Origin of the sequence: Streptomyces sp. NPDC023723 (genome assembly GCF_040639815.1) — a bacterium.
Taxonomy (GTDB): domain Bacteria; phylum Actinomycetota; class Actinomycetes; order Streptomycetales; family Streptomycetaceae; genus Streptomyces.
In genome coordinates this window covers 46,670-70,676 of record NZ_JBFAAP010000002.1, presented here as the reverse complement: position 1 = coordinate 70,676, position 24,007 = coordinate 46,670, and the positions used below count along the sequence as shown (strand labels likewise).

Sequence of the window (24,007 nt, the reverse complement as noted above, 5' to 3'; positions counted from 1 at the left end):
AACGTGGCCGCCGAGACCGTGGCCGAGCCCGTTGCCGGACGCGTCGCGCGCCTCGTCGTGCTGGTCTCCGGATCCGGCACCAATCTCCAGGCGCTCCTCGACGAGATCGCCGCCACCGGCAGCGCGGCCTACGGCGCCGAGATCGTGGCCGTGGGTGCCGACCGGGAGAACATCGAAGGGCTCGCCCGGGCCGAGCGCGCGGGGCTGCCCACCTTCGTCACGAAGGTCAGGGACTTCGCCACCCGCGAGGAGTGGGACGCGGCGCTGGCGGCGGCGGTCGCCGGGTACGAGCCGGACCTGGTGGTCTCGGCCGGGTTCATGAAGATCGTGGGCAAGGAGTTCCTGGCCCGCTTCGGAGGGCGGTTCGTCAACACGCACCCGGCCCTCCTGCCCAGTTTCCCGGGGGCGCACGGCGTGCGGGACGCGCTCGCGTACGGCGCCAGGGTCACCGGCTGCACCGTCCACTTCGTCGACGACGGCGTCGACACCGGGCCGATCATCGCGCAGGGCGTGGTGGAGATCCGGGACGAGGACGACGAGAGCGCGCTGCACGAGCGCATCAAGGAAGTCGAGCGAAGGCTGCTCGTCGATGTCGTGGGCCGGCTCGCCCGCCACGGCTATCGCATCGAGGGACGAAAGGTAGTTATCCAGTGACCGCCGAGACAGTGACCGCCGAGAGCGGCAAGCGGGCCATCCGTCGGGCGCTCGTCAGCGTCTACGACAAGACGGGTCTCGAGGACCTCGCCCGCGGGCTCCACGAGGCGGGCGTCGAACTCGTCTCCACCGGGTCCACGGCCGGCCGGATCGCCGCCGCCGGCGTGCCGGTCACCAAGGTCGAGGACCTCACCGGCTTCCCCGAGTGCCTGGACGGCCGGGTCAAGACCCTGCACCCCAAGGTGCACGCCGGCATCCTCGCCGACCTGCGCCTGGAGAGCCACCGCCGGCAGCTCGACGAACTGGGCGTGGCCCCGTTCGACCTGGTCGTGGTCAACCTCTACCCGTTCCGCGAGACCGTCGCCTCCGGCGCGTCCCCCGACGAGTGCGTCGAGCAGATCGACATCGGCGGCCCCTCGATGGTCCGCGCCGCCGCCAAGAACCACCCCTCGGTCGCCGTGGTCACCAGTCCCGAGCGGTACGCCGACGTGCTGGGCGCCGTCAAGGACGGCGGGTTCGATCTGGCCACCCGCAAGCGGCTGGCCGCCGAGGCGTTCCGGCACACCGCCGAGTACGACATCGCGGTCTCCGCCTGGTTCGCCTCCTCCTACGCCCCGGCCGACGACTCGCGGTTCCCCGAGTTCCTCGCCACCAGCCTGGAGCGCTCGCGCACCCTGCGCTACGGCGAGAACCCGCACCAGCCCGCCGCCCTCTACACCGCGGGCACCGGCGGTCTCGCCGAGGCCGAGCAGCTGCACGGCAAGGAGATGTCGTACAACAACTACACGGACACGGACGCCGCCCGCCGTGCCGCGTACGACCACGCCGAGCCGTGTGTGGCGATCATCAAGCACGCCAACCCGTGCGGCATCGCCGTCGGCGCGGACGTCGCCGAGGCGCACCGCAAGGCGCACGCCTGCGACCCGGTCTCCGCGTACGGCGGTGTGATCGCGGTGAACCGCCCGGTCTCCAAGGAGCTGGCCGAGCAGGTCGCGGAGATCTTCACCGAGGTCATCGTGGCGCCGGACTACGAGGAGGGGGCCCTGGCGGCCCTCACCAAGAAGAAGAACATCCGGGTGCTGCGCGCCCCCGGGACCCCCGGCCACCCCGTCGAGGTCAAGCCGATCGACGGCGGCGCGCTGCTCCAGGTCACCGACCGGCTCCAGGCCGAGGGTGACGACCCGGCCACCTGGACCCTCGCCACCGGTGAGGCCCTGTCGGCGGCCGAGCTGGCCGAGCTGGCGTTCGCCTGGACGGCGTGCCGGGCGGTCAAGTCCAATGCGATCCTGCTCGCCAAGGACGGTGCCTCGGTCGGCGTCGGCATGGGCCAGGTCAACCGGGTCGACTCCGCGAAGCTCGCCGTGGAGCGGGCGGGCGCCGAGCGGGCGCGGGGGGCGTACGCCGCCTCCGACGCGTTCTTCCCCTTCCCGGACGGCCTGGAGATCCTCACCGAGGCCGGCGTCAAGGCGGTCGTCCAGCCGGGCGGCTCGGTCCGTGACGAACTGGTCGTCGAGGCCGCGAAGAAGGCCGGCGTGACGATGTACTTCACCGGCACGCGGCACTTCTTCCACTGACCTGGCCCTGAACTGGGCCTGATCCGACCCTGATCTGGGCCTGACCCGCGGCCCTGATTCGACCCTGACCCCGGCGGTACGGCGGGGGCGACGCTCTCGTCGTCCCCGTACCGCCGGGGTCGGTGCCGTTCAGACCTGGGTCTCGCCGCCGTCGACGTACAGGTTGGCCCCGGTGATGAAGGCGCTCTGTCCGGAGGCGAGGAAGGCCACCGCGTTCGCGACCTCCTCGGGGCGGCCGATCCGGCCGAGCGGGATGCCGGCGCTGAACCGTTCCTTGACGACCGCCGGGTCCTCCTCGCCGGCCACGCCGTCCAGCCCGGGGGTGTCGATGGAGCCGGGGGAGACGGCGTTGACCCGGATGCCGCGGTCCTTCAGCTCGTTGGCCCAGGTCCGGGTGAAGGACCGGATCGCCGCCTTGGAGGCCGCGTAGGCGCCGAACGCCGCGACCCCGTCGCCGGCCCGCACCGAGGAGTTCAGGATCACCGACGCGCCGTCGTTGAGCAGCGGCAGCGCCTTCTGCACGGTGAACAGCGTGCCCCGCACATTGATGCCGAAGATCCGGTCGAGGTGCTCCTCGGTGGTCTGCTCCAGCGTCGCGAACGAGCCGACCCCGGCGTTCGCGAAGAGGACGTCCAGGCCCCGGCCCCGGGCACGGACCGCGGCGTAGAGGCGGTCCAGGTCGGCGAGGTCGGTTATGTCACCCGGCACCGCGGTGGCCCGCGCCGGGCCGATGGCCGCCACGGCCGCGTCCAGTTCCGTCCTGCGCCGGCCGGTGACGAACACGTGCGCGCCCTCGTCCGCCAGCCGTACGGCGGCGGCCAGACCGATCCCGGTGCCGCCGCCGGTGACGACGGCCGTCCGGCCTGCGAGCTGTCCCGTTTGTCCCATGACTGTGCTCCATGTGGTCAGGTCAGGATTCAGTACCGCTCGGTACTGAAATAGACGCTACCACTTCTGTATCGAGCGGTATGAAAGACGGTGTGTGCGCTGCCCTGAGAAGTCACAGGGTCACGTCCGGCCCGTGGGGGTGTACTCCTTTAGGTAGTGGGCGACGCGGTCGGCGTAGTCGCGGCACTTCGGGGGAACACCGGCCGCGTCGTTCACCGTGCGGTACGACGTCCGGTAGGCGGCGGCGATCAGGACGCGGTGGTCGCCCGGCAGTCGGTCGTCCAGGCGGGGGGCGATCCAGCACAGGTAGCGGCCCATCGCCGGGATGGACTCGGCCGGGGGGAACGGGGGCTGCGGCACCGTCTCGCCGGGGGTGCCGTCCTCGTTCATCCACCAGCGCAGCACGCGCGGGGTCCAGCGGGCGATGCCGTACTCGTCCAGGGAGGGATCGGCCAGGTCGGGGTCGAAGTCGCTCTCCACCTTGAGCATGGCGGCGATCAGGGCGGGCGTGACGTTCGCGTCCGCGCAGTCGTGCGCCGTCTCCACGATCAGCAGCCGGTAGGCGGCCGGGACGCCCCGGTCGGTGCGCAGTTCGGCGGCGCCGTAGGAGGCGGCGGCGACGGCCGGGGTGCCGGCCGCTCCGGTACCGCCGCCGCCCCGCCGGTCCGGTCCGGCACCGGTCCGGTCGGCCACGCCGTACGCCAGTGCCGCGACGGCCACCGTGGCGGCCGCGGCGGCCAGCACCCGCCGGCGGCGCCCGCCGCGCCGGTCCCGGCGGGCGAACGGGCCGGGCGGCCACCGGAACCACCGCCGTCCCCGCCCCCGCGGCGCCGTGGCGGTGGCGTCCGACACCCGGCGCAGCAACTCCTCGGTGCCGATCCGGTCGGCGTGCGTACGGGTCAGACAGCGGCGGACGATCTCCCGCCAGGCGTCCGGCAGTTCGGGCGACAGACGCAGCTCGTCGGCGCCCCGGGCATAGCCGACGGCCGCGTCCCGGCGGGCCGTCGGGGTGCCGCCGGGCAGCGGGAAGGAACCGGTGAGCACCAGGTGGGCGAGGACGCCGAAGGCCCAGATGTCGGCGGCCGGGCGGGTCTGCCGGCCGCGCTCGCCGACCTCGGACCAGAGCAGCTCGGGCGGGGTGTAGTCGGGGGTGGAGAAAGCGGGTGTGTAGGCGTGGGTGCCCTCCAGTTCGGCGGCCATGTTGAAGTCGGCGAGGCGGACCGAACCGTCCGCCATCAGCAGCACGTTGCCCGGCTTCAGGTCGCCGTGCACCCAGCCCGCCCGGTGCAGCTGGACCAGGCCCTCGCACACCTGGGCCAGCAGGACGGGCCCGGACGGCGGTCGCGGGGTGGCGGCGAGCAGCCCGGACAGCGAGCCCTCGGCCCGCTCCAGTACGAGGACGGTGGCGCCGTCGAGGCGGGGCGTGCCGGGGTCGTCCACGGTGAGGGTCTCGTACATCCGCACCAGCCGGGGCCGCCGCAGCCGGCGGAGCAACCGCACCTCGCGGTCGATCAGTTCGCGCAGGTGGGCGAGCTGGCGCGGGGTCCCGGTGCCGGTCGGCAGGAACTTCAGGGCGACATGGTCGGGCTGATCGGGCTGATCGGGCTGATCGGGCTGATCGGGCGCGTCCGTGCCGACTCGGTCGTCGCCGGCCCGGTCGCCGCCGGCCCGGTCGTCCCCGGTCACCCGGCGGGCCGCGTAGACGCTGCCGAAGGCGCCGGTCGCGATCGGCTCGCGCACCTCCCAGCCGCCCACCCGGTACCCCCGGGGCACCGGCACGGCGTAGGGCTCGGTCACCGCAGTGCCCGCCGGGGCGGTACCGCCAGGACCAGCAGGTCGTCCTCGCGGACCAGGTCGAAGCGGAGTGCCAGCGACACCAGCGACTCCTTCTTGCCGTTCAGCCGCGGACCCGGCTCGGCCGTCTCCGGGCCGGGCTTGAGCCGCAGCTTGACCGCCAGGTAGTCGATGTTCCACTGCACCGACGTCCGGGACGCCGCCGGCCAGGTGGGGCGCAGCCGCTCCACGACCTGGTCGACCGTGGGCAGCGCGGCGTGCGGCGCGCCCCGCAGCCGCGGCTCGCACAGGGCGGCCAGGACGGCGAAGTAGCGCTTGGTGCGGTCCACCGAGAAGGCGGGCGCGGTCGGCTCACCGCCACCGCCACCGCCACCGCCGACGCCGCCGTCGCTGAAGCCGGCTCCGTCCTCGGCTTCGTCCGCGGCGCGCAGATAGTCGTGGCGCGGTGCCCACACCTCCACGGGAAGCAGGTCGCCCGCCGCGGGCAGCACGATCCGGGAGAACTCGAACGGCACCGGCGCGTCCAGCCGGCCCGGCGCCACCTTGATGTGCTCGCCCGCGCCCTCCGGGTTCTCCACCACGTACGTCTGGTGCCCGGAGAGGTTGCTCAGCGTCCAGAAGGCGCCCTGGGCGGTGATCTCACCTGCCCGGCGGGACACCCCGTCGTGCTCGATCAGCAGGCCGTCCGCGCCCACCGCCCGCCCGAACGCGAGCCGTTCACCGGGCGCGAGCCTGCGCTGCGCCGGGTCCCGTCCGTCCTCCGTGGTCGGCGGAGGTACCACGATGATGCTGTACAAGGTGCGTCTCCCCGTGCCTGACGGCTGCCTCGGCCAGCCTATGGGGACACCTGAGGGCCGTGGCACCCTCGAAAGGGTGGAACACGGCCCTCGGAGTTGAATGGCGAGAACGCGACCCCGGCCGCGATCGGGACGGGCCGGATCGGGAAGGCCGGATCGAGACGGCCGAATCGGACGGCCGGATCGAGACCGGTCAGTTCTGGATGACCATCGTGCTGGCGGCCTTGTCGTGCCAGCCCTGCTGGCGGCCGGACTTGTCCCAGAACGGGGACAGGTAGACGAGCAGCTGGCCGATGCCGCAGGCGAAGCTGCCGACCACCGCGATGATGTAGCGGATGAACGCCGAGCCCAGACCCGGCTTCTGGCCGGTGTCGGCCTTCACCACGCGGATGCCGACGCAGAGCTTGCCGAGGGTGGCGCCCACCAGGCCGATCATCAGCCACTCGTAGAGCACGGCGATGAGCATGAACACGATGAAGACGACGCCGAACGAGCCCGCGAAGTCCGAGCCGGCGTCGTTCATGCAGCTGTCGTAGTTGACGGAGTTCGGGTCGCAGTCCTGCATCGAGCCTATCGAACCGGCCACCCCGGCGAAGATGAGGACGAGGTAGATGATGAGGAAGGCCGCGCCGTCGATCAGCCGGGCGGAGAAGCGGCGGGCCATCGAGGCGACGCGCGGGCCGCCCGGGTAGCCGCCCTGCTGCGGGTAGCCGTACCCCTGCTGCGGCGGGACGCCCGGCGCCTGCGGGTAGCCGTAGCCGGCCTGGCCCTGCTGGGGGTACTGCGGGTAGCCGTAACCGGGCTGACCCGGCTGACCGGGCTGCCCCTGCGGGGCGCCGTACGGCGGCTGGTCCTGCGGGGCTCCGGGGCCGGGCGGCGGCGGGTTCTGCGGCTGACCGTACGGGTTGTCGGGCGAGCCGTAACTCATGGCGGACTTCCTTCGTAGCGCAAGCGGGGACGATGCGGACGCCACGGAGGAACGTCAGGACGTGAGCGGTTCGCCCCCCGAGCTTGACCGCGATACTGCGCCGCTCATCGTCCTCGGCGGGCCGATCCCTTGTCCAGCCGATCACCCCACTGTTGTGCAAGTGCAACATCCCTGATCAAGGACGGATACGGCGGGACCCGTCCGTGCTGCCCGGGGCTGCCCCCTGCTGCCCGGGGCTGCCCGGATGGTGGCCGGGCGGTGGCCGGATTGGAACAGGAGGCCGGTCATCCGCGAGGATGGGGGGCATGACCGCCCAGATTCTCGATGGCAAGGCCACCGCAGCCGCGATCAAGTCCGAACTGACCGCCCGCGTGGCGGCCCTGAAGGAGAAGGGGGTCACGCCCGGCCTCGGCACGATCCTCGTCGGGGAGGACCCCGGCAGCCAGAAGTACGTCGCCGGCAAGCACCGGGACTGCGCGCAGGTCGGTATCGCCTCCATTCAGCGCGAGCTGCCCGCGACCGCGACGCAGGCGGAGATCGAGGCGGTCGTCCGCGAACTGAACGAGGACCCGGCCTGCACCGGCTACATCGTCCAGCTGCCGCTGCCCAAGGGCATCGACGAGAACCGGATCCTGGAGCTGATGGACCCGGACAAGGACGCGGACGGCCTGCACCCGATGAACCTCGGCCGGCTGGTCCTGAACGAGCCGGCGCCGCTGCCCTGCACCCCGCACGGCATCCTCACCCTGCTGCGCCGCCACGGCGTGGAGATCAAGGGCGCCGAGGTGGTGGTCGTCGGCCGCGGGGTCACCATCGGCCGGCCGATGCCGCTGCTGCTCACCCGGCGCAGCGAGAACGCCACCGTGACCCAGTGCCACACCGGTACCCGGGACCTGGCCGCCCACCTCAAGCGCGCGGACATCATCGTCGCCGCCGCCGGTTCCCCGCACCTGGTGCGCGGCGAGGACGTCAAGCCCGGCGCGGCCGTCCTCGACGTCGGTGTCTCGCGCAACGCCGAGGGCAAGATCGTCGGCGATGTGCACCCGGACGTCGCCGAGGTCGCCGCGTGGATCTCCCCGAACCCCGGCGGCGTCGGGCCGATGACCCGGGCCCAGCTGCTGGTCAACGTGGTCGAGGCGGCGGAGCGCAGTGCCGGCCGATAAGAAGCCCGCGGACCTGGCCGAGGAAGCCGAGGGCGTCAAGGCGGACGGTGCTCGTCCCGACGTGGATGCGGATGCGGATGCGGCTGCGGATGCCCGTGCCGGGGTCGGCGCGGATGCCGATGCGCGTGCCGGGGCCGATGACGATGGCCTCACCGTCCGCGACCCCGTCAGCGCGCCCGACGCGCGGGGCCGGCCGCGCCGGGTCACCCGGCGGTTCCCCCTGTTCACCCGGGACACCGCGCGTCCCGAGGGCGGTGGCCGGGCCGCCGCCGGTGACGCCCCGGCGCCCGCCCGGCAGTGGCCGGTGCTCACCGTCGTCGGCCTGGTCGGGCTCGGTCTGCTGCTGACCGCGCTGGACGTGTTCCGGTACGGGACGCTGCTCATCGGCCTCGCGCTGCTGGGCGGCGCCGCGCTGCGCTGGTTCCTGCCGGACGTCGGCATGCTCGCCGTACGCTCCCGCTTCACGGACATCGCCACTTACGGCGTGCTGGGCTTCGCCATCGCGCTGCTGGCGTTGATGGCCCAGCCGAGTCCGCTGCTGGAGATCCCGTTCCTGAAGGACACGCTGCACTTCACGGTGAGCAACGAATAGCGGGCGACGCCGCGCACGGCGGCCCGTTCCTCTCGTCCCCCCGGCGTGAGGACCGGGCCGCCGTCCGCTGCCCAGGCTCCCGCACGCCCGGCGCCCGCATCAATGCCCAGCGGCGTGCTGTGGCACGGAGGTGACGGTTCATCCACCGCGCGTCCACCGGGCCCGTGACCGGAGAGAACCGTGCGCCGGGCGTGACAGGGCGTGCGCGGGCGTGTGCGGTCAGTGTGATGATGTGACGACAAGTTCGCGGATCTGTGGTCAACTCGGCTGAGATCCGGTTCACTTGGTCAATCGGGACGGTCCGGGGCGTCCCGACGGAAGCCGGGCCTCCGTAATGGGGACCACGGAGGCCCGGATGGCAGACTGGACCGCGAGTCGGTGGGCGTGCGACGGTGCTCGCCCGCGGCTGCTGTGCTCCTGTGCGCCCCCACCCCGGGAAACCGAGATCCTCGCCGGGCGCATCCCTGTGGGTAGCCAGAACGGGACTCGGCGGAGCGCATGCGCACGGGGGAACGACCAGCACGACATCCGGGGGGAAGAGGGGGAAGCAATGCCTCGTTGGAAGGCCTTGCCCGATGATCTCGATCCGCAGATCAAGGAGTTCGCCGGCCAGTTGCGCAGGCTCGTCGACCGCAGTGAACTGAGCATCGCGGCGCTGGCCGACGCCACGGGCTACAGCAAGACGTCCTGGGAGCGGTATCTCAACGGCCGGCTGCTCGCGCCCAAGGGAGCGATCGTGGCCCTGGCCGAGGTCACGCGGACCAATCCGGTCCATCTGACCACCATGTGGGAGCTGGCCGAGCGGGCGTGGAGCCGCTCGGAGATGCGGCACGACATGACCATGGAGGCCATCCGGATCTCCCAGGCGCGCGCGGCACTGGGCGAGTTGACCACGCCCGAGTCGAACGCGGCCCGGTCGAACGCGGCCCAGTCGGCCACGTCTCAGTCCGCCACGTCTCAGTCGGCCACGTCTCAGTCGGCCACGTCTCAGTCCGCCACGTCCCGGTCGGACGCGCCTCAGTCAGCCACGTCCCGGTCAAGCACGCCTCGGTCGACCGCGTCTCAGCCGGAAGCGGCTCAGGCGAACGCGCCTCGGGTGAACGCCTCGAACGCGACGCACGCCCCCGACGCGGTCAACGCGGCCAACGCCGCGAGCGCCCAGGGGGCCAAGGGGGCCAAGGAGGCGAGGCGCGCCAAGGAAGCCGGGTGGGCGAAGGGCGGCAGGGCGGCGGCCGGCGGCACCGTGCTCACGCCCGGGATCGCCGGTCCGGCCGGAGTGTCGCCCACCGTGCCCCCGGTCCCGGCGCAGCCGACCGCCGCCGACAGCCCGGACTGGGCCGGGGCCCGGGACAGCGGTCCGGCCGCCGAGGTCGCCGCCGCCTCCGCCGCGGCCAACTCCTGGGGCATGGCGGGTTATCGCGGGCCGGCGCCGTCCGGCAACCGCAGGACCGGGGCGCCCGGCGGCCCCGGCACGCCCGTGCCGAACGACACCGTGGCGCTGGGCGCCGTAGGGAGCCCGCGGCCCCCGGTGACCCGGCCGCAGGGCGGACCGCCGCCCGGCGACCGGAAGCCGGGACCGGGCGCCGGGAACGGGAACGGCGGCAAGCGGCTGGCGACCTTCGTCGCGGGCGTCGTCGGCGTCCTGGTCGTCGTCGCCGGCGCCTTCTTCCTGCTGAACGACGGCGGCGAGGAGAAGCCGGACGCCCGGCCGTCCCCGTCGCCGACCGTGACCACCGAGCCGGACCTGCCGGCCGGGGTGAAGTGCAGCGGCGACCAGTGCACCGGCAAGGACGCCGAGACCATGGGCTGCGGCGGCGACCTGGTGACCACCGAGCGGACGGCGACCGTCGGCACGACCGTCGTCGAGGTCCGGTACAGCAAGACCTGCGGTACCGCGTGGGGCCGGGTCACCCAGGCCGCCCAGGGCGACGAGGTCCGGGTGAGCGCCGGCGGGGCCGAGCAGACCGGGTCGATCACGGTGACCGGTGACACCATCGCGTACACGCCGATGGTGGCCGTCGAGGCCGCGACCGACGCGAAGGCGTGCGTCACGCTGGCGTCGGGGGAGCAGGGCTGCACCGAGTAGCGGGCCCGAGCGGCGAAATGCCGGGCGGCGGGAAAAGTTTCCGCCCCGCAGGCATGCCCGGCCCGATCACGGGCACGCGAAGAGTACCCCCACGGGAGTCCGGCAACGGGTATCCCCATACGGCGGTCGCCAGCGTCCCCCCTCTCCCGGACCGGCGGCCGCCTCTTCGTGCGCCCGGGCGCGTACCGCGGGTCCGTACCCCGTTCCCTACCGCGTGACCGTCTCCCTGGTCTGTACGGTCGGGCATATGGCCAGGCAGGCGCCTTGTGGGACGGGCCACACGGACCCGGAGGTCCGGGATGCCGGATGCGCGATAGCCTGACCGCTGGGTCGATCTCTTGATACCAAGAGATCGATCAAACGTAGCGGGGCAGCGAGCCCCCACCGCCAGCTGTCATACGGAGAACGCCATGACCCGCACTCCCGTGAACGTCACCGTCACCGGCGCGGCCGGCCAGATCGGTTACGCCCTCCTCTTCCGCATCGCCTCCGGCCAGCTGCTCGGCGCGGACGTGCCGGTCAAGCTGCGCCTGCTGGAGATCACCCCGGCGCTGAAGGCCGCCGAGGGCACGGCGATGGAGCTGGACGACTGCGCGTTCCCGCTGCTCCAGGGCATCGACATCACCGACGACCCGAACGTCGCCTTCGACGGCACCAACGTCGGTCTGCTGGTCGGCGCCCGCCCGCGCACCAAGGGCATGGAGCGCGGTGACCTGCTGGAGGCCAACGGCGGCATCTTCAAGCCGCAGGGCAAGGCCATCAACGACCACGCCGCGGACGACGTCAAGATCCTGGTCGTCGGCAACCCGGCGAACACCAACGCGCTGATCGCGCAGGCCGCCGCGCCCGACGTACCGGCCGAGCGGTTCACCGCGATGACCCGCCTCGACCACAACCGCGCGCTGACCCAGCTCGCGAAGAAGACCGGCTCGACGGTCGCCGACATCAAGCGGCTGACCATCTGGGGCAACCACTCCGCCACCCAGTACCCGGACATCTTCCACGCCACCATCGCCGGCAAGAACGCCGCCGAGGTCGTGAACGACGAGCAGTGGCTCGCGGACGACTTCATCCCGACCGTCGCCAAGCGCGGCGCCGCGATCATCGAGGCCCGGGGCGCGTCCTCGGCCGCCTCCGCCGCCAACGCCGCCATCGACCACGTCCACACCTGGGTCAACGGCACCGCCGACGGCGACTGGGTCTCCATGGGCATCCCGTCGGACGGCTCCTACGGCGTCCCCGAGGGCCTCATCTCCTCCTTCCCGGTCACCACCAAGGACGGCTCGTACGAGATCGTCCAGGGCCTGGAGATCAACGACTTCTCGCGCGCCCGCATCGACGCCTCCGTCAAGGAACTGGCGGAGGAGCGCGACGCGGTCCGCGGTCTCGGCCTCATCTGAGCCGCCCCCGCCCCGCCCAGCACGCGACACCCGACGGGCCTGCTACCGGTTCATACCGGTAGCAGGCCCGTCGTCATGCGAATCGCGATACGAACCGTCATACGAACCGTCATACGAACCGTCATACGAACCGCCGTGTGCAGTCATACGAACACACGAACCGTCACGCCACCGGCTCCCGGGCGGGAGCGGGTTCGGCCGCGGGACGTGCGGGCCGCGCTCCGGAACCGTGACCGAGGACGACCGCGACGGTGGCCACCAGCACCAGCCCGCCCACCGCGCGCAGCGCCGGCCCCATGCCGCCGCCCAGATCCGCGTGCGCGGCCAGGATCGTGCCGGTCACCGCGACGCCGAGGGCCGCGCCGGTCTCCCGGGCGGCGGTGCCCAGACCCGAGCCGAGACCGGCCTGGTGGGGCGGCATCGAGGTGACCACGCCGAGGGTGAGCGCCGGGTTGGCCAGCCCGGTACCGGCCGAGATGACCAGCAGCCAGCAGGCGTACAGCGGATACGGTGTGCCCGCGTCCGCGGTGGACGCCGCGAGCAGTCCGAGGCCGATCAGCGCGAGTCCGCCGCCGGTCACCGCGCGGGGGTACGCCGCCCAGCGCGCGGCCAGCTTCGGCACCAGGGCCATGCCGGCGATCAACGGCATGATCGCGACGCCGGTCAGGGCGGGGCCGTAGCCCTTGACGTCCTGGAGGTACTGCGAGTTGACGTAGAACAGGGCGAACAGGCCGAAGAAGCCGGTGGCCAGCCCCAGGGTGGTGGCGCGCAGCCGGGGGGCGGCGAAGACGCGCGGGTCGAACAGGGCGGCGGCGGGGGAGCGCAGCCCGCGGGCGGTGAACAGGGCGAGCAGCAGCGCGCCCACCGCGAAGGCGACGAGGGTGGTGGGGGAGGTCCAGCCGAGGTCCGGGCCCTCGATGATGCCGTAGAGGACGGCGACCAGGCCCCCGGTCAGCAGCAGGGTGCCCAGCGGGTCGGGGGTGCCGTGCCGGGAGCCCGCGGTGCGCGGGACGGCGACGGCGACGGCGAGCGCGAGCAGCGCGCCCAGCGGGACCATGACGGCGAACAGCGTCCGCCAGGTGAAGAACTCCCCGGCCAGGCCGCCGCCGAGGTTGCCCACGAGGCCGCCCAGGCCCATCGCCAGGGTCCAGGACGCCATGGCCTGCGCGCGGCGCTCGGGTCCGGCGAGGTGGACGAGGATCGACGTGGTGGCGGGCATGATCAGGGCCGCGCCCGCGCCGGAGACGGCCCGCCCGGCGATGAGCAGCGCCGGGCCGGCGGCGAGCGCGCTGGTGGCGGCTCCCACGGCGAACAGGGCGAGGCCGGAAAGCAGGGCGCCCTTGCGGCCGTACCGGTCGCCCAGCGCGCCGGACGGGATCAGCAGGGCGGCGAAGGCGATGACGTAGGCGTCGACGGTCCACAGGATCTCGCTGTGCGTGGGACGCAGGGACGACGCGGTGAGCTGCGGAATCAGCAGGTTGATGGCGGCGACCATGCTCTGCGCGACCAGCACGCAGGCGCACAGGATCAGCAGCGTCGACCGTTTCAGGGCGTGCGGGGGCACGGCTCCTCCTCGGAGCTGGATGGCTGGTGGCGGGATGCCCTGCCACCGTAGGCTCGACGGCGTCCTGCTTTCCAGTGCAACCTTCGCAAGGAACACCTGCACATGACGCAATCCGCAGCCGGGGCTGCCGCCGGGCTCGATCTCAACCTGCTCCTCGCGCTGGACGTGCTGCTGGAGGAGCAGAGCGTGCAGGGCGCGGCCCGCCGGCTGCATCTGTCCGAGCCCGCGATGAGCCGCACCCTCGGCCGGGTCCGCCGGGCCCTCGGGGACCCGGTGCTGGTGCGGGCCGGGCGGCGCATGGTGCCGACGCCACGCGCGCTGGCCATCCGGGCCGAGGTGAACGCCGTGGTGGAGCGGGCGCGGGCGCTGTTCGCCCCGTCCGACGGCGATCTGCGGACGGTGACCCGCAGCTTCACCGTCCTCGGGCACGACGTGATCGCCGCCGCCTACGGCCCGCCGCTGCTGGCCCGCGCCGCCGCCGAGGCGCCCGGCATCCGCCTGCGGTTCCTGGGCGAGAGCCATGTGGACGCCCCCTTCCTGCGGGAGGGCACGGCGGACCTGGAGGTCGGGGTGGTGGACACGACCGCACCGGAGGTGCACCGCGAGTCCCTGTGCGACGACCGGATGGTCGGCGTCGCCCGGGCCGGGCACCCGCTGCTGACGGGCGAGCTGACCCCGGAGCGCTTCGCGACGGAGGCCGACCATCTCATCGTCTCCCGGCGCGGCAGACTGCACGGCCCCGTCGACGCGGCACTCGCCGGACTCGGCCTGGAACGCCGGGTGGTGGGTACCGTCGGTACGGTCCTGGCCTCGCTCTTCGTGCTCCGGGAGAGCGATCTGGTGGGCCTGGTCAGCACCTGGGCGCTGCCGCTCGCCGACGCCCTGGGCCTGGCCGTGTTCGACGTCCCGCTCGAACTTCCCCCGCTGCGCCTGGGCCTGGCCTGGCACCCCCGGCACGACGCCGACCCCGCGCACGCCTGGCTGCGGGGAGCGGTGCGGGAGCTGATGACCAGTCGCCGCTGACCGGCCGGCAGCCGTGCCCCGCCGGACCGCCGGGTCAGGTCCGCGACGGTGGTCAAAGCGCCGCCATACGGTCACACTCCCAGTGACCTACCGCACTTTCAGCCATCGATTCGGCATGCGAACGGGCGACCGGGGCAGGGCTCCCGGTCCCCGGCGTGGCATCCATCCATCTGACACACGGGCGCTGATCAGGAACGGAAGGCGGACACCGGGCATGGCGGACGAAACGGCACCCCGAGAGCTCGACGCGGAGCGCACCGGCATTCACGTGGGAGGCGAGTGGCTGGCGGCGTCCTCCGGGGCCACCCGGGAGGTCCTCGACCCGGCGGACGGGCGGCCGTTCGCCGTCGTCGCGGAGGGCGACGCGAAGGACGCCGACCTCGCGGTGGCCGCCGCGCGCCGCGCCTTCGACGCGGGCCCGTGGCCGCGCACCCCGGTCGCCGACCGCGCCGCGCTGCTGCGCCGCGTCGCCGGTCTGCTGGTCCGGGACCGGGAGCGGATCGGCCTGCTGGAGAGCCGGGACGCCGGCAAGACCGTCGAGGAGGGCCGGGTCGACGTCGACTGTGTCGCCGACGCCTTCCGCTACTTCGCGGACCTGGTCGCCGCCGAGGCCCCGGGCCGGGTGGTCGACGCGGGCACCCCCGACGTGCACAGCGTCGTCGTGCACGAGCCGGTCGGCGTCTGCGCGCTGATCACACCCTGGAACTACCCGCTGCTCCAGGCCAGTTGGAAGGTCGCCCCGGCACTCGCCGCCGGCAACGCCTTCGTGCTCAAGCCCAGCGAGATCACCCCGCTGACCACCGTCGCGCTGATCGAACTGCTGGTGGAGGCGGGGCTGCCGGCCGGGGTCGCGAACCTCGTCACCGGTCCCGGTCACACCGTCGGCGCCCGGCTGGCCGAGCACCCCGACGTCGACCTGGTCTCCTTCACCGGCGGCCTGGTCAGCGGCGTCAAGGTGGCCCAGGCCGCCGCCGTCACCGTCAAGAAGGTCGCCCTCGAACTCGGCGGCAAGAACCCCAACGTGGTCTTCGCCGACGCCTGCGCCACCGCCGACGGTTTCGACACCGCCGTCGACCAGGCGCTCTCAACGCCGCCTTCATGCACAGCGGCCAGGTCTGCTCGGCGGGCTCCCGGCTGATCGTCGAGGAGTCGGTCCGGGACCGCTTCGTCGCCGAACTCGCCCGCCGCGCCGACCGGATCCGCCTCGGCCGCGGCACCGAGCCCGGCGTCGAGTGCGGCCCGCTGGTCTCCGAGCGGCAGCGCGCCCGCACCGAGGAGTACGTCGCCGCCGCGCTCGCCGAGGGCGCGGTGCTGCGCTGCGGCGGCCGGCGCCCGGACCCCTCGGCGGTACGCCCCGAGGCCGGGTACTTCTACCGGCCGACCGTCCTGGACCACTGCCACCGCGAGATGCGCGTGGTCCGCGAGGAGGTCTTCGGCCCGGTCCTCACCGTCGAGACCTTCCGCACCGAGGACGAGGCGGTCGCCCTCGCCAACGACACCGAGTACGGGCTCGCGGGCGCCGTCTGGACCACCGACGCGGGCCGTGCGCGCCGGGTCGCTGGCCGGCTGCGGCACGGCACGGTCTGGATCAACGACTTCCACCCCTACCTCCCGCAGGCGGAGTGGGGCGGTTTCGGCAAGAGCGGTACCGGCCGCGAACTGGGCCCCGCGGGCCTGGCCGAGTACCGCGAGGCCAAGCACGTCTATCAGAACCTGGCGCCCGCGCCCGTCCGCTGGTTCGCCGGCTGACCCTTCCCGGTCCCTCTCCTCCCGGTTCCTCTCCCTGTCCCCGTCTCCTGTCCCCGTCCTCCCGCCCCCGGTCCCCGCGCCCCGACCCCCGTCCCCGTCTCCTTCCGCCCCGGCCCCTGGAGTACGCCCATGCCCCAGAACCCCCCTGTCTACGACTACGTCGTCATCGGCGGCGGCACCGCCGGCTCGGTCATCGCCTCCCGGCTGACCGAGAACCCGGACACCACCGTCGCCGTCATCGAGGGCGGCCCCAGCGACGTCGGCCGCGACGACGTGCTGACCCTGCGCCGCTGGATGGGACTGGTCGGCGGCGAACTCGACTACGACTACCCCACCACCGAGCAGCCGCGCGGCAACTCGCACATCCGGCACAGCCGGGCCCGGGTGCTCGGCGGCTGCTCCTCGCACAACACCCTCATCGCCTTCAAGCCGCTGCCGTCCGACTGGGACGAGTGGGAGGCGGCCGGCGCCGAGGGCTGGGGCGCGGTGCCGATGGAGGCGTACTGGGCCCGGCTGCGCAACCACATCGTGCCGGTCGACGAGAAGGACCGGAACGCCATCGCCCGCGACTTCGTCGACGCCGCCCAGAAGGCACTCGACGTCCCCCGGATCGAGGGCTTCAACAAGAAGCCGTTCACCGAGGGCGTCGGCTTCTTCGACCTCGCCTACCACCCCGAGGACAACAAGCGCTCCTCGGCGTCGGTGGCGTATCTGCACCCGGTCATGGACGAGCGCCCCAACCTCACCCTCATGCTGGAGACCTGGGCGTACCGCCTGGAGCTGGCCGGCCCCCGGGCCGAGGGCGTCCACGTCCGCACCAAGGACGGCGCGGAACTCCTCGTCCGGGCCCGGCGCGAGGTCGTGGTGTGCGCCGGCGCGGTCGACTCGCCCCGGCTGCTGCTGCACTCCGGCATCGGCCCGCGGGCCGACCTCGAAGCGCTCGGCATACCCGTGGCGCACGACCTGCCCGGCGTCGGCGAGAACCTCCTCGACCACCCCGAGTCGGTGATCGTCTGGGAGACGGACGGCCCCGTCCCGGACAACTCCGCGATGGACTCCGACGCCGGCCTGTTCGTGCGCCGCGACCCCGAACACCCGGGCCCCGATCTGATGTTCCACTTCTACCAGATCCCGTTCACGGACCATCCGGAGCGACTGGGCTACCGGCGCCCGGAGTTCGGCGTCTCGATGACCCCGAACATCCCCAAGCCGCGCAGCCGCGGCCGTCTGCACCTCACCAGCGCCGACCCGTCCGTCAAGCCCGCCCTGGACTTCCGCTACTTCACCGACCCCGACGACCACGACGGCCGCACCCTCGTCGACGGCATCCGGATCGCCCGGGAGATCGCGAAGACCGAGCCGCTGGCCGGCTGGCTCAAGCGCGAGGTGTGCCCGGGGCCGAACGTGCTGGGCGACGCGGAGCTGAGCGAGTACGCCCGCAAGGTCGCGCACACCGTCTACCACCCGGCGGGCACCTGCCGCCTGGGCGCGCCGGACGACCCCCTCGCGGTGGTCGACCCGGAACTGCGCGTCCGCGGCCTGGACGGCCTGCGGATCGCCGACGCCTCGGTCTTCCCGACGCTGCCCGCCGTCAACCCGATGATCGGCGTGCTGATGGTCGGCGAGAAGGCCGCCGAGCTGATCGGCGCGGCGGCCGCCGCCCCGGCCGGGGGTGACGCCCGATGAGCGCCCTTCCCGCCACCCCGGCCGAACGGCCCCCCGTCTTCTCGGTGCACGGCCTGTGGAAGGTCTTCGGCCCGAAGGCCGACCGCGTCCCCGGCGATCCGGAGCTGACCGCCCTCACCCCGGCCGAACTGCGCGACCGCACCGGCTGCACGGCCGCCGTCCGGGACGTCGGCTTCGAGGTGCGCAGGGGCGAGGTCTTCGTTGTCATGGGCCTGTCCGGCTCGGGCAAGTCCACCCTCGTCCGCTGTCTGACCCGGCTGATCGAACCGACGGCCGGGGCCATCGCCATCGACGGCGACGACGTACGGGCGATGGACCGCACCCGGCTGCGCGCGCTGCGCCGGCACCGTACCGCGATGGTCTTCCAGCACTTCGGCCTGCTCCCGCACCGCACCGTCCTCGACAACGTCGCCTACGGCCTCCAGATCCAGGGCATGGGCCGGGCCGAGCGGCGCGAACGGGCCGCCGCCGTCGTCGCCAAGGTCGGCCTGGCGGGCATGGAGCGGCGCCGCCCGGCCCAGCTCTCCGGCGGCCAGCGCCAGCGCGTCGGCCTCGCCCGCGCGCTCGCCGTCGATCCCGAGGTGCTGCTGTTCGACGAGCCGTTCAGCGCGCTGGACCCGCTGATCCGGCGGGACATGCAGGAGGAGGTGGCGCGGCTGCACCGCGAGGAGGGCCGCACGATGGTCTTCATCACCCACGACCTCCAGGAGGCGCTGCGGCTCGGCGACCGCATCGCCCTGATGCGGGACGGGCGGGTCGTCCAGCTCGGCACGCCTCAGGAGATCGTCGGTGCGCCCGCCGACGACTACGTACGGGACTTCGTCCGGGACGTGCCGCGCGAGCAGGTCCTGACGGTCCGTACGGCGATGCGGCCGGCCGCCGGCGCCGCGGAGGCGGGCCAGGGCCCCGCCGTCCGCCCCGACGCCACCGTCGCCGAGGCCATCGAGGCGGTCGCCCGCACCGGCAGCGCGGCCCGGGTGATGGAGGACGGCCGGTGCGTGGGGGTGGTGGACGCGGCGGCACTGCTCGGCGTGGTCGCCGGAACGGACCAGGCGGGGGAGGCGGTCCGATGACGACTGTCAGGGATCTGGGCGTGGTCGCCCGAACGGATCAGGCGCGGGAGGCGGTCCGATGACGACCGTCACGGCGTCCGCCGTCCCGACCGGCAGCCTCGGCAACCGCGCCGCCCGCAAACTCCTCCTCCTCGCCCTCGCCGCCGCGGTCCTCGCCCCCCTCGCCCACGCCCGCTGGTCCAGCGGGAGCTGGCCGGCCGCGCTCACCGTCGATGTCTCCGGCCCGCTGGGCGAGGTCAGCGACTGGATCATCGACAACCGGGACAGCCACCCGCTGTTCCTCTACTTCTTCGGCCACGTCAGCAACGTGATCGTGCTCGCCGTACGCGCCGGCTACCTGGCCCTCCTCGCCGTCGGCTGGGCGGGTGTCACCGCGGTCGGCGCGCTGGTCGCCTGGCGGGTGGCCGGTCTCCGGCTCGCGCTCGGCACGGCGGTGGCGTTCCTGGCCTGCGGCCTGCTCGGCATGTGGGTGCCGACCATGCAGACCCTCGCCCTGATGGCCGTAGCGGTGCTGGTCTCGGTGCTGGTGGGTGTACTCCTCGGACTGGCCGCCGGGCTGTCCGACCGGGCCGACCGGGTACTGCGCCCGGTGCTGGACACCATGCAGGTGCTGCCCGCCTTCGCCTACCTGCTCCCCGTCGTCCTGGTCTTCGGCATCGGCGTCCCCGCCGCCGTGCTGGCCACCGTCGTCTACGCCGCCCCGCCGATGGCCCGGCTCACCGCGCTCGGCCTGCGCGGCGCCGACCAGGAGGTCCTGGAGGCCGTCGAGTCCCTCGGCACCACCGCCCGGCAGCGGCTGCTGACCGCCCGCCTCCCGCTGGCCCGCAAGGAACTCCTGCTCGGCCTCAACCAGACGATCATGATGGCGCTGTCGATGGCCGTCATCGCCTCCGTCATCGGCGCCGGCGGCCTCGGCGACCGGGTCTACCAGGCGCTCGCCGCGGTCGACGTCGGCGCGGCCCTCGCGGCCGGCATCCCGATCGTGCTGCTCGCGGTCGTCCTCGACCGGGTGACCGGCGCGGCGGGGGAGCGGACGGAGAAGGCACCGGGGTCCTGGGCGGGCCGGCTGTCCGCGCTCGCCGGCGCCGTGGCCGTCGCCCTCGCCGGCCGGCTGGCCGGCCGCCTGGAGTGGCCGGAGTCCTGGGCGCTGGACATCGCCGAACCGGTCAACCGCGCCGTCGACTGGATGACCGGCCACCTCTACTCCGGCGTCCCGGTCGTCGGCGGCACCGCCGACTGGGCGGGCCACTTCACCACCTGGGTCCTGGACCCGCTGCGGGACGGCCTGCTGTGGCTGCCCTGGTGGTCCGTCCTCCTGGTGGTCGCCGCGCCGGCCTGGCTGATCGGCACCTGGCGCACCGCGCTCACCGCCGTACTGGCAATGGCCGCGATCGGCGTCCTCGACGTGTGGGAACCGTCCCTGGACACCCTCTCCCAGGTACTGGCGGCCGTCGCCGTCACCCTGGTCATCGGCTTCGCCACCGGCATCGCGGCGGCCCGGAGCGACCGGTTCGAACGGCTGCTCCGCCCGGTCCTTGACGTCTTCCAGACGATGCCGCAGTTCGTGTACCTCATCCCGGTCGTCGCCCTGTTCGGCGTCGGCCGCGCCCCCGCCGTGGCCGCCGCCGTCGTCTACGCGCTGCCCGCCGTCGTCCGGATCACCGCGCAGGGCCTGCGCGGGGTCGACCCGGCGGCCCTGGAGTCGGCCCGCTCGCTCGGCGCGACCGGCGGACAGCAACTGCGGCAGGTGCAGCTTCCGCTGGCCCGCCCGGCCCTGCTGCTCGCCGTCAACCAGGGCGTGGTCCTGGTCCTGGCCGTCGTCATCATCGGCGGCCTGGTCGGCGGCGGCGCCCTCGGCTACAGCGTCGTCTTCGGCCTGGCCCAGGGCGACCTGGCGACCGGCCTGGTGGCCGGCGCGGCCATCGTCTGCCTCGGCCTGATGCTCGACCGGGTCACCCAACCGACCGAACGCCGTGCCCGGAAGGGAGCCTGACATGCGGCTGCGGAGGCCCGAGTCCACCGCCCTTGCCCTGGCGGGCACGCTGGTCCTGCTGACCGGCTGCGGCGCCGCCGACATGACCAAGCAGGCGTCACCGTTCGCGAACGCGCAGAGCGCGAAGACGGTGACGCTGTCCGTGCAGTCCTGGGTCGGCGCGCAGGCCAACGTGGCCGTCGCCCGGTACCTGCTGGAGCACGAACTCGGCTACCGCGTCGACACCGTCCAGGTCGACGAGGTGCCCGCCTGGGACGCGCTCAGCCAGGGCCGGGTCGACGCCATCCTGGAGGACTGGGGCCACCCCGAGCAGGAACAGCGCTACGTCCAGGACAAGCGGACCATCGTGAACGGCGGCGGCCTCGGCGTCACCGGCCACATCGGCTGGTTCGTGCCGACGTACTTCGCGAAGGCGCACCCGGACGTCACCGACTGGAAGAACCTGAACAAGTACGCCGATCAGCTCCGCACCCCGGAGAGCGGCGGCAAGGGCCAGCTCCTCGACGGCTCCCCGTCCTACGTCACCAACGACAAGGCCCTGGTGACCACCCTCGGCCTCGACTACCAGGTCGTCTTCGCCGGCTCCGAGGCCGCGCAGATCACCCAGATCCAGCAGTTCGCGAAGGCGAAGAAGCCCTTCCTGACGTACTGGTACACCCCGCAGTGGCTGTTCGAGAGGGTCCCGATGACGGAGGTGACGCTGCCGGCCTACGAGGAGGGCTGCGACGCCGACCCCGCGAAGGTCGACTGCGCCTACCCGGTCACCCCGCTGCAGAAGTACCTCAACGCCGACTTCGCGCGGGCCGGCGGCAAGGCGGCCGAGCTGCTGAAGAACTTCGAGTGGACCACCGAGGACCAGAACCAGGTCTCCCTGATGATCGCCGAACAGAAGCTGTCGCCCCAGGAGGCGGCGAAGAGGTGGGTGGACAGCCACCCGGCCGTATGGCGGGCGTGGCTGCCCTGATCCGCGTACGCCGTGTCGCCTGCGAGACCGCGAGACGTCGCCTGCGAGACCGCGAGACCGCGAGTCTCAGGCGTGCTGCCCCGGCTGGTAGTGCCCCGGCGTCATCCGGCAGGTCACGCCGAACCGGTTCCAGGCGTTGATCACCGTGATCGCGGCGATCAGCTGGGCCAGTTCGGCCTCGTCGGGGAAGTGCTTCGCGGCCTTCTCGTACACCTCGTCCGGCACGAAACCGTCGGTCAGCACGGTGACCGCCTCGGTCAGCTCGATCGCCGCCAGCTCCTGCTCCGTGTAGAAGTGCCGGGACTCCTCCCAGGCGCTGAGCTGGATGACCCGCTCCACGCTCTCGCCCTGCGCCAGCGCGTCCTTGGTGTGCATGTCGAGGCAGAGGGCGCAGTGGTTGAGCTGCGAGGCACGGATCTTGACCAGCTCCAGGAGCTTGGGGTCCAGTCCCTTCCGGGCGGCGGCGTCGAGCCGGACCATCGCCTTGTAGACCTCGGGGGCGTGCTTGGCCCACTGGAGCCGGGGCGGCTGCTCGGCGGCGTACGAGGTGTCGGTCTGTGTCGTCGTGCCGGTCTGTGTCGTCATGCGTCCACCCTAGGAACGAAGCAGCCCACGGGTATGGTCCACTTCCGTGACGGAATCCTGGGCCAATCTCGGTATCGACCTGCATGTGGAACCGACCGGTCCGGGCCTGCGCCGAGGACTGACCGACGCCCTCCGCGAGGCCGTCCGCACCGGCCGCCTCACCCCCGGCACCCGGCTGCCGTCCTCCCGCACCCTCGCCGCCGACCTCGGCATCGCCCGCAACACGGTCGCCGACGCCTACGCCGATCTGGTCGCCGAGGGCTGGCTGACCGCCCGGCAGGGCTCGGGCACCCGGGTCGCCGACCGCCCCGTCGCCGCGCCTCCGGCCGGCCCCGCGCCCCGGGGCCGTATCCCCGCCCGCCCCGTCCACGACCTGCGGCCCGGCACCCCCGACCTCGCCTCCTTCCCGCGCGCCGAGTGGCTCAGGGCCGCCCGCCGGGCCCTGCTCACGGCCCCGCACGAGGCGTTCGGCTACGGCGACCCCCGGGGCCGTCCCGAACTGCGGCAGGCCCTGGCCGGCTACCTCTCCCGGGCCCGGGGCGTGCACGCCGACCCGGCCCGGATCCTGGTCTGCAACGGGGCCGCGTACGCCCTGTCCCTGCTGGGCGCGGTGCTGCGGGCCCGCGGCGTCCACACGGTCGCCGTCGAGTCCTACGGCCTGCACATCCACCGCGACCTGCTCACCGCCGCCGGTCTGCGCACCGTCCCGCTGCCCTTCGACGCCCAGGGCACCGACCCGAGCGCGCCGCCCGAGGCGGCCGGGGCGGTCCTCCTCACCCCCGCGCACCAGTTCCCGATGGGCATGGCACTGCGCCCGGACCGCCGCGCGGCCGTCGTGGACTGGGCCCGGCGCACCGGCGCGCTGGTCCTGGAGGACGACTACGACGGCGAGTTCCGCTACGACCGCCAGCCGGTCGGCGCCCTCCAGGGCCTCGACCCCGACCGCGTCGTCCACCTCGGCACCGCCAGCAAGGCGCTCGCCCCCGGCCTCCGGCTGGCCTGGGCCGTCCTGCCCGCACCGCTCCTCGACGAGGTGCTGGCCGCCAAGAACCACCTCCCCACCTGCTCCGCCCTTGACCAGCTCACCTTCGCCGAGTTCCTCACCCGCGGCGCCTACGACCGCCATGTGCGCGCCGCCCGCCTGCGCTACCGCCGCCGCCGCGACGCCCTGGTCACGGCGCTGGCCGCGCGCGCCCCCGACGTCCGGGCCACCGGCATCGCCGCCGGCCTGCACGCCGTACTCCTCCTCCCACCCGGCACCGAACAGTCCGTCGTCCAGGCCGCCACCTGGCAGAACCTGGCCCTCTATGGCCTCTCCCTGTTCCGCCACCCCGAGGCGACGGCACCTCCCCTGGACGCGGTGGTCGTCGGCTACGGCACTCCGCCGGACCATGCCTGGGCGGGGGCGCTGGACGCGCTGTGCCGGGTGCTGCCGTAGGGGAGGGGCCGAGGGCGAGGGGTCCGTCAGGCGGCGGGAGGCGTCACCGAGCGCAG

General features: G+C 73.5%; 18 protein-coding genes and 1 pseudogene. 13 read left to right on the top strand and 6 right to left on the bottom strand.

The annotated features are described in order from the left end of the window. The first annotated feature begins 3 nt into the window (after positions 1-3). Positions 4-654, top strand: coding sequence for a phosphoribosylglycinamide formyltransferase (gene purN / locus AB0G32_RS03095; protein WP_361158212.1), 651 nt, complete (start codon positions 4-6; stop codon positions 652-654). Positions 655-665: 11 nt separating this feature from the next. Next, on the top strand, positions 666-2,228 hold the full coding sequence (gene purH / locus AB0G32_RS03090; RefSeq protein WP_361158209.1) for a bifunctional phosphoribosylaminoimidazolecarboxamide formyltransferase/IMP cyclohydrolase: 1,563 nt from the start codon (positions 666-668) through the stop codon (positions 2,226-2,228). 129 nt (positions 2,229-2,357) lie between these two features. Here the strand turns inward: purH and AB0G32_RS03085 are convergent, their stop codons facing one another. The 4 genes from AB0G32_RS03085 to AB0G32_RS03070 form a co-directional block, all read right to left on the bottom strand. After that, complete coding sequence (locus tag AB0G32_RS03085; protein WP_361157329.1) at positions 2,358-3,116, bottom strand: SDR family oxidoreductase; 759 nt, start codon at positions 3,114-3,116, stop codon at positions 2,358-2,360. Positions 3,117-3,236: 120 nt separating this feature from the next. Further along, positions 3,237-4,913, bottom strand: a complete 1,677-nt coding sequence (locus tag AB0G32_RS03080) for a protein kinase (RefSeq protein WP_361157326.1) — start codon at positions 4,911-4,913, stop codon at positions 3,237-3,239. Then, entirely contained in the window at positions 4,910-5,707 is a 798-nt protein-coding gene (locus tag AB0G32_RS03075) for an FHA domain-containing protein (RefSeq protein WP_361157324.1), read from the bottom strand. The genes AB0G32_RS03080 and AB0G32_RS03075 overlap by 4 nt, the downstream gene beginning before the upstream one ends. Positions 5,708-5,900: 193 nt before the next feature. After that, positions 5,901-6,635 carry an RDD family protein gene (locus tag AB0G32_RS03070; protein WP_361157322.1) on the bottom strand — a complete coding sequence of 245 codons (735 nt, stop codon included), beginning with the start codon at positions 6,633-6,635 and terminating at the stop codon, positions 5,901-5,903. A 305-nt stretch (positions 6,636-6,940) separates the two neighbouring features. On the opposite strand from AB0G32_RS03070, the gene AB0G32_RS03065 reads away from it, so the two are divergent. From AB0G32_RS03065 to AB0G32_RS03050, 4 genes are all read left to right on the top strand, one after another. Continuing rightward, positions 6,941-7,798, top strand: a complete 858-nt coding sequence (locus AB0G32_RS03065; RefSeq protein WP_361157319.1) for a bifunctional methylenetetrahydrofolate dehydrogenase/methenyltetrahydrofolate cyclohydrolase — start codon at positions 6,941-6,943, stop codon at positions 7,796-7,798. Between the two features lie 61 nt (positions 7,799-7,859). Beyond that, the gene (locus AB0G32_RS03060; protein ID WP_361158207.1) at positions 7,860-8,390 is read left to right on the top strand and encodes a DUF3017 domain-containing protein; all 531 of its coding nucleotides are present in this window, start codon (positions 7,860-7,862) and stop codon (positions 8,388-8,390) included. 550 nt (positions 8,391-8,940) lie between these two features. Beyond that, positions 8,941-10,476 (top strand): DUF2690 domain-containing protein, encoded by a 1,536-nt coding sequence (locus tag AB0G32_RS03055; protein WP_361157316.1) that lies wholly within the window; start codon positions 8,941-8,943, stop codon positions 10,474-10,476. A gap of 410 nt (positions 10,477-10,886) precedes the next feature. Continuing rightward, complete coding sequence (locus AB0G32_RS03050) at positions 10,887-11,876, top strand: malate dehydrogenase (protein ID WP_361157313.1); 990 nt, start codon at positions 10,887-10,889, stop codon at positions 11,874-11,876. Between the two features lie 163 nt (positions 11,877-12,039). Here the strand turns inward: AB0G32_RS03050 and AB0G32_RS03045 are convergent, their stop codons facing one another. Further along, positions 12,040-13,440 (bottom strand): MFS transporter, encoded by a 1,401-nt coding sequence (locus AB0G32_RS03045; RefSeq protein ID WP_361157311.1) that lies wholly within the window; start codon positions 13,438-13,440, stop codon positions 12,040-12,042. Positions 13,441-13,542: 102 nt separating this feature from the next. Here AB0G32_RS03045 and AB0G32_RS03040 point away from each other — a divergent pair, with 102 nt between their 5' ends. The 6 genes and pseudogenes from AB0G32_RS03040 (at position 13,543) to AB0G32_RS03015 (ending at position 21,928) form a co-directional block, all read left to right on the top strand. After that, complete coding sequence (locus AB0G32_RS03040; protein WP_361157308.1) at positions 13,543-14,463, top strand: LysR family transcriptional regulator; 921 nt, start codon at positions 13,543-13,545, stop codon at positions 14,461-14,463. A 214-nt stretch (positions 14,464-14,677) separates the two neighbouring features. After that, a pseudogene (locus AB0G32_RS03035) lies at positions 14,678-16,212 on the top strand (aldehyde dehydrogenase family protein). Between the two features lie 129 nt (positions 16,213-16,341). Beyond that, positions 16,342-17,898 (top strand): GMC oxidoreductase, encoded by a 1,557-nt coding sequence (locus AB0G32_RS03030; protein WP_361157305.1) that lies wholly within the window; start codon positions 16,342-16,344, stop codon positions 17,896-17,898. Next, complete coding sequence (locus AB0G32_RS03025; RefSeq protein WP_361157302.1) at positions 17,895-18,971, top strand: glycine betaine/L-proline ABC transporter ATP-binding protein; 1,077 nt, start codon at positions 17,895-17,897, stop codon at positions 18,969-18,971. Before AB0G32_RS03030 ends, AB0G32_RS03025 begins: the two co-directional genes overlap by 4 nt. A gap of 58 nt (positions 18,972-19,029) precedes the next feature. Continuing rightward, on the top strand, positions 19,030-20,964 hold the full coding sequence (locus AB0G32_RS03020; protein WP_361157300.1) for an ABC transporter permease subunit: 1,935 nt from the start codon (positions 19,030-19,032) through the stop codon (positions 20,962-20,964). Position 20,965: 1 nt separating this feature from the next. Further along, positions 20,966-21,928 carry an ABC transporter substrate-binding protein gene (locus AB0G32_RS03015; protein WP_361157297.1) on the top strand — a complete coding sequence of 321 codons (963 nt, stop codon included), beginning with the start codon at positions 20,966-20,968 and terminating at the stop codon, positions 21,926-21,928. Positions 21,929-21,994: 66 nt separating this feature from the next. Here the strand turns inward: AB0G32_RS03015 and AB0G32_RS03010 are convergent, their stop codons facing one another. Continuing rightward, positions 21,995-22,513 (bottom strand): carboxymuconolactone decarboxylase family protein, encoded by a 519-nt coding sequence (locus AB0G32_RS03010; protein ID WP_361157295.1) that lies wholly within the window; start codon positions 22,511-22,513, stop codon positions 21,995-21,997. Between the two features lie 46 nt (positions 22,514-22,559). Here AB0G32_RS03010 and AB0G32_RS03005 point away from each other — a divergent pair, with 46 nt between their 5' ends. Continuing rightward, positions 22,560-23,951: a PLP-dependent aminotransferase family protein gene (locus tag AB0G32_RS03005; protein ID WP_361157293.1), complete on the top strand. Its 1,392-nt coding sequence runs from the start codon at positions 22,560-22,562 to the stop codon at positions 23,949-23,951. Positions 23,952-24,007: the final 56 nt, after the last annotated feature.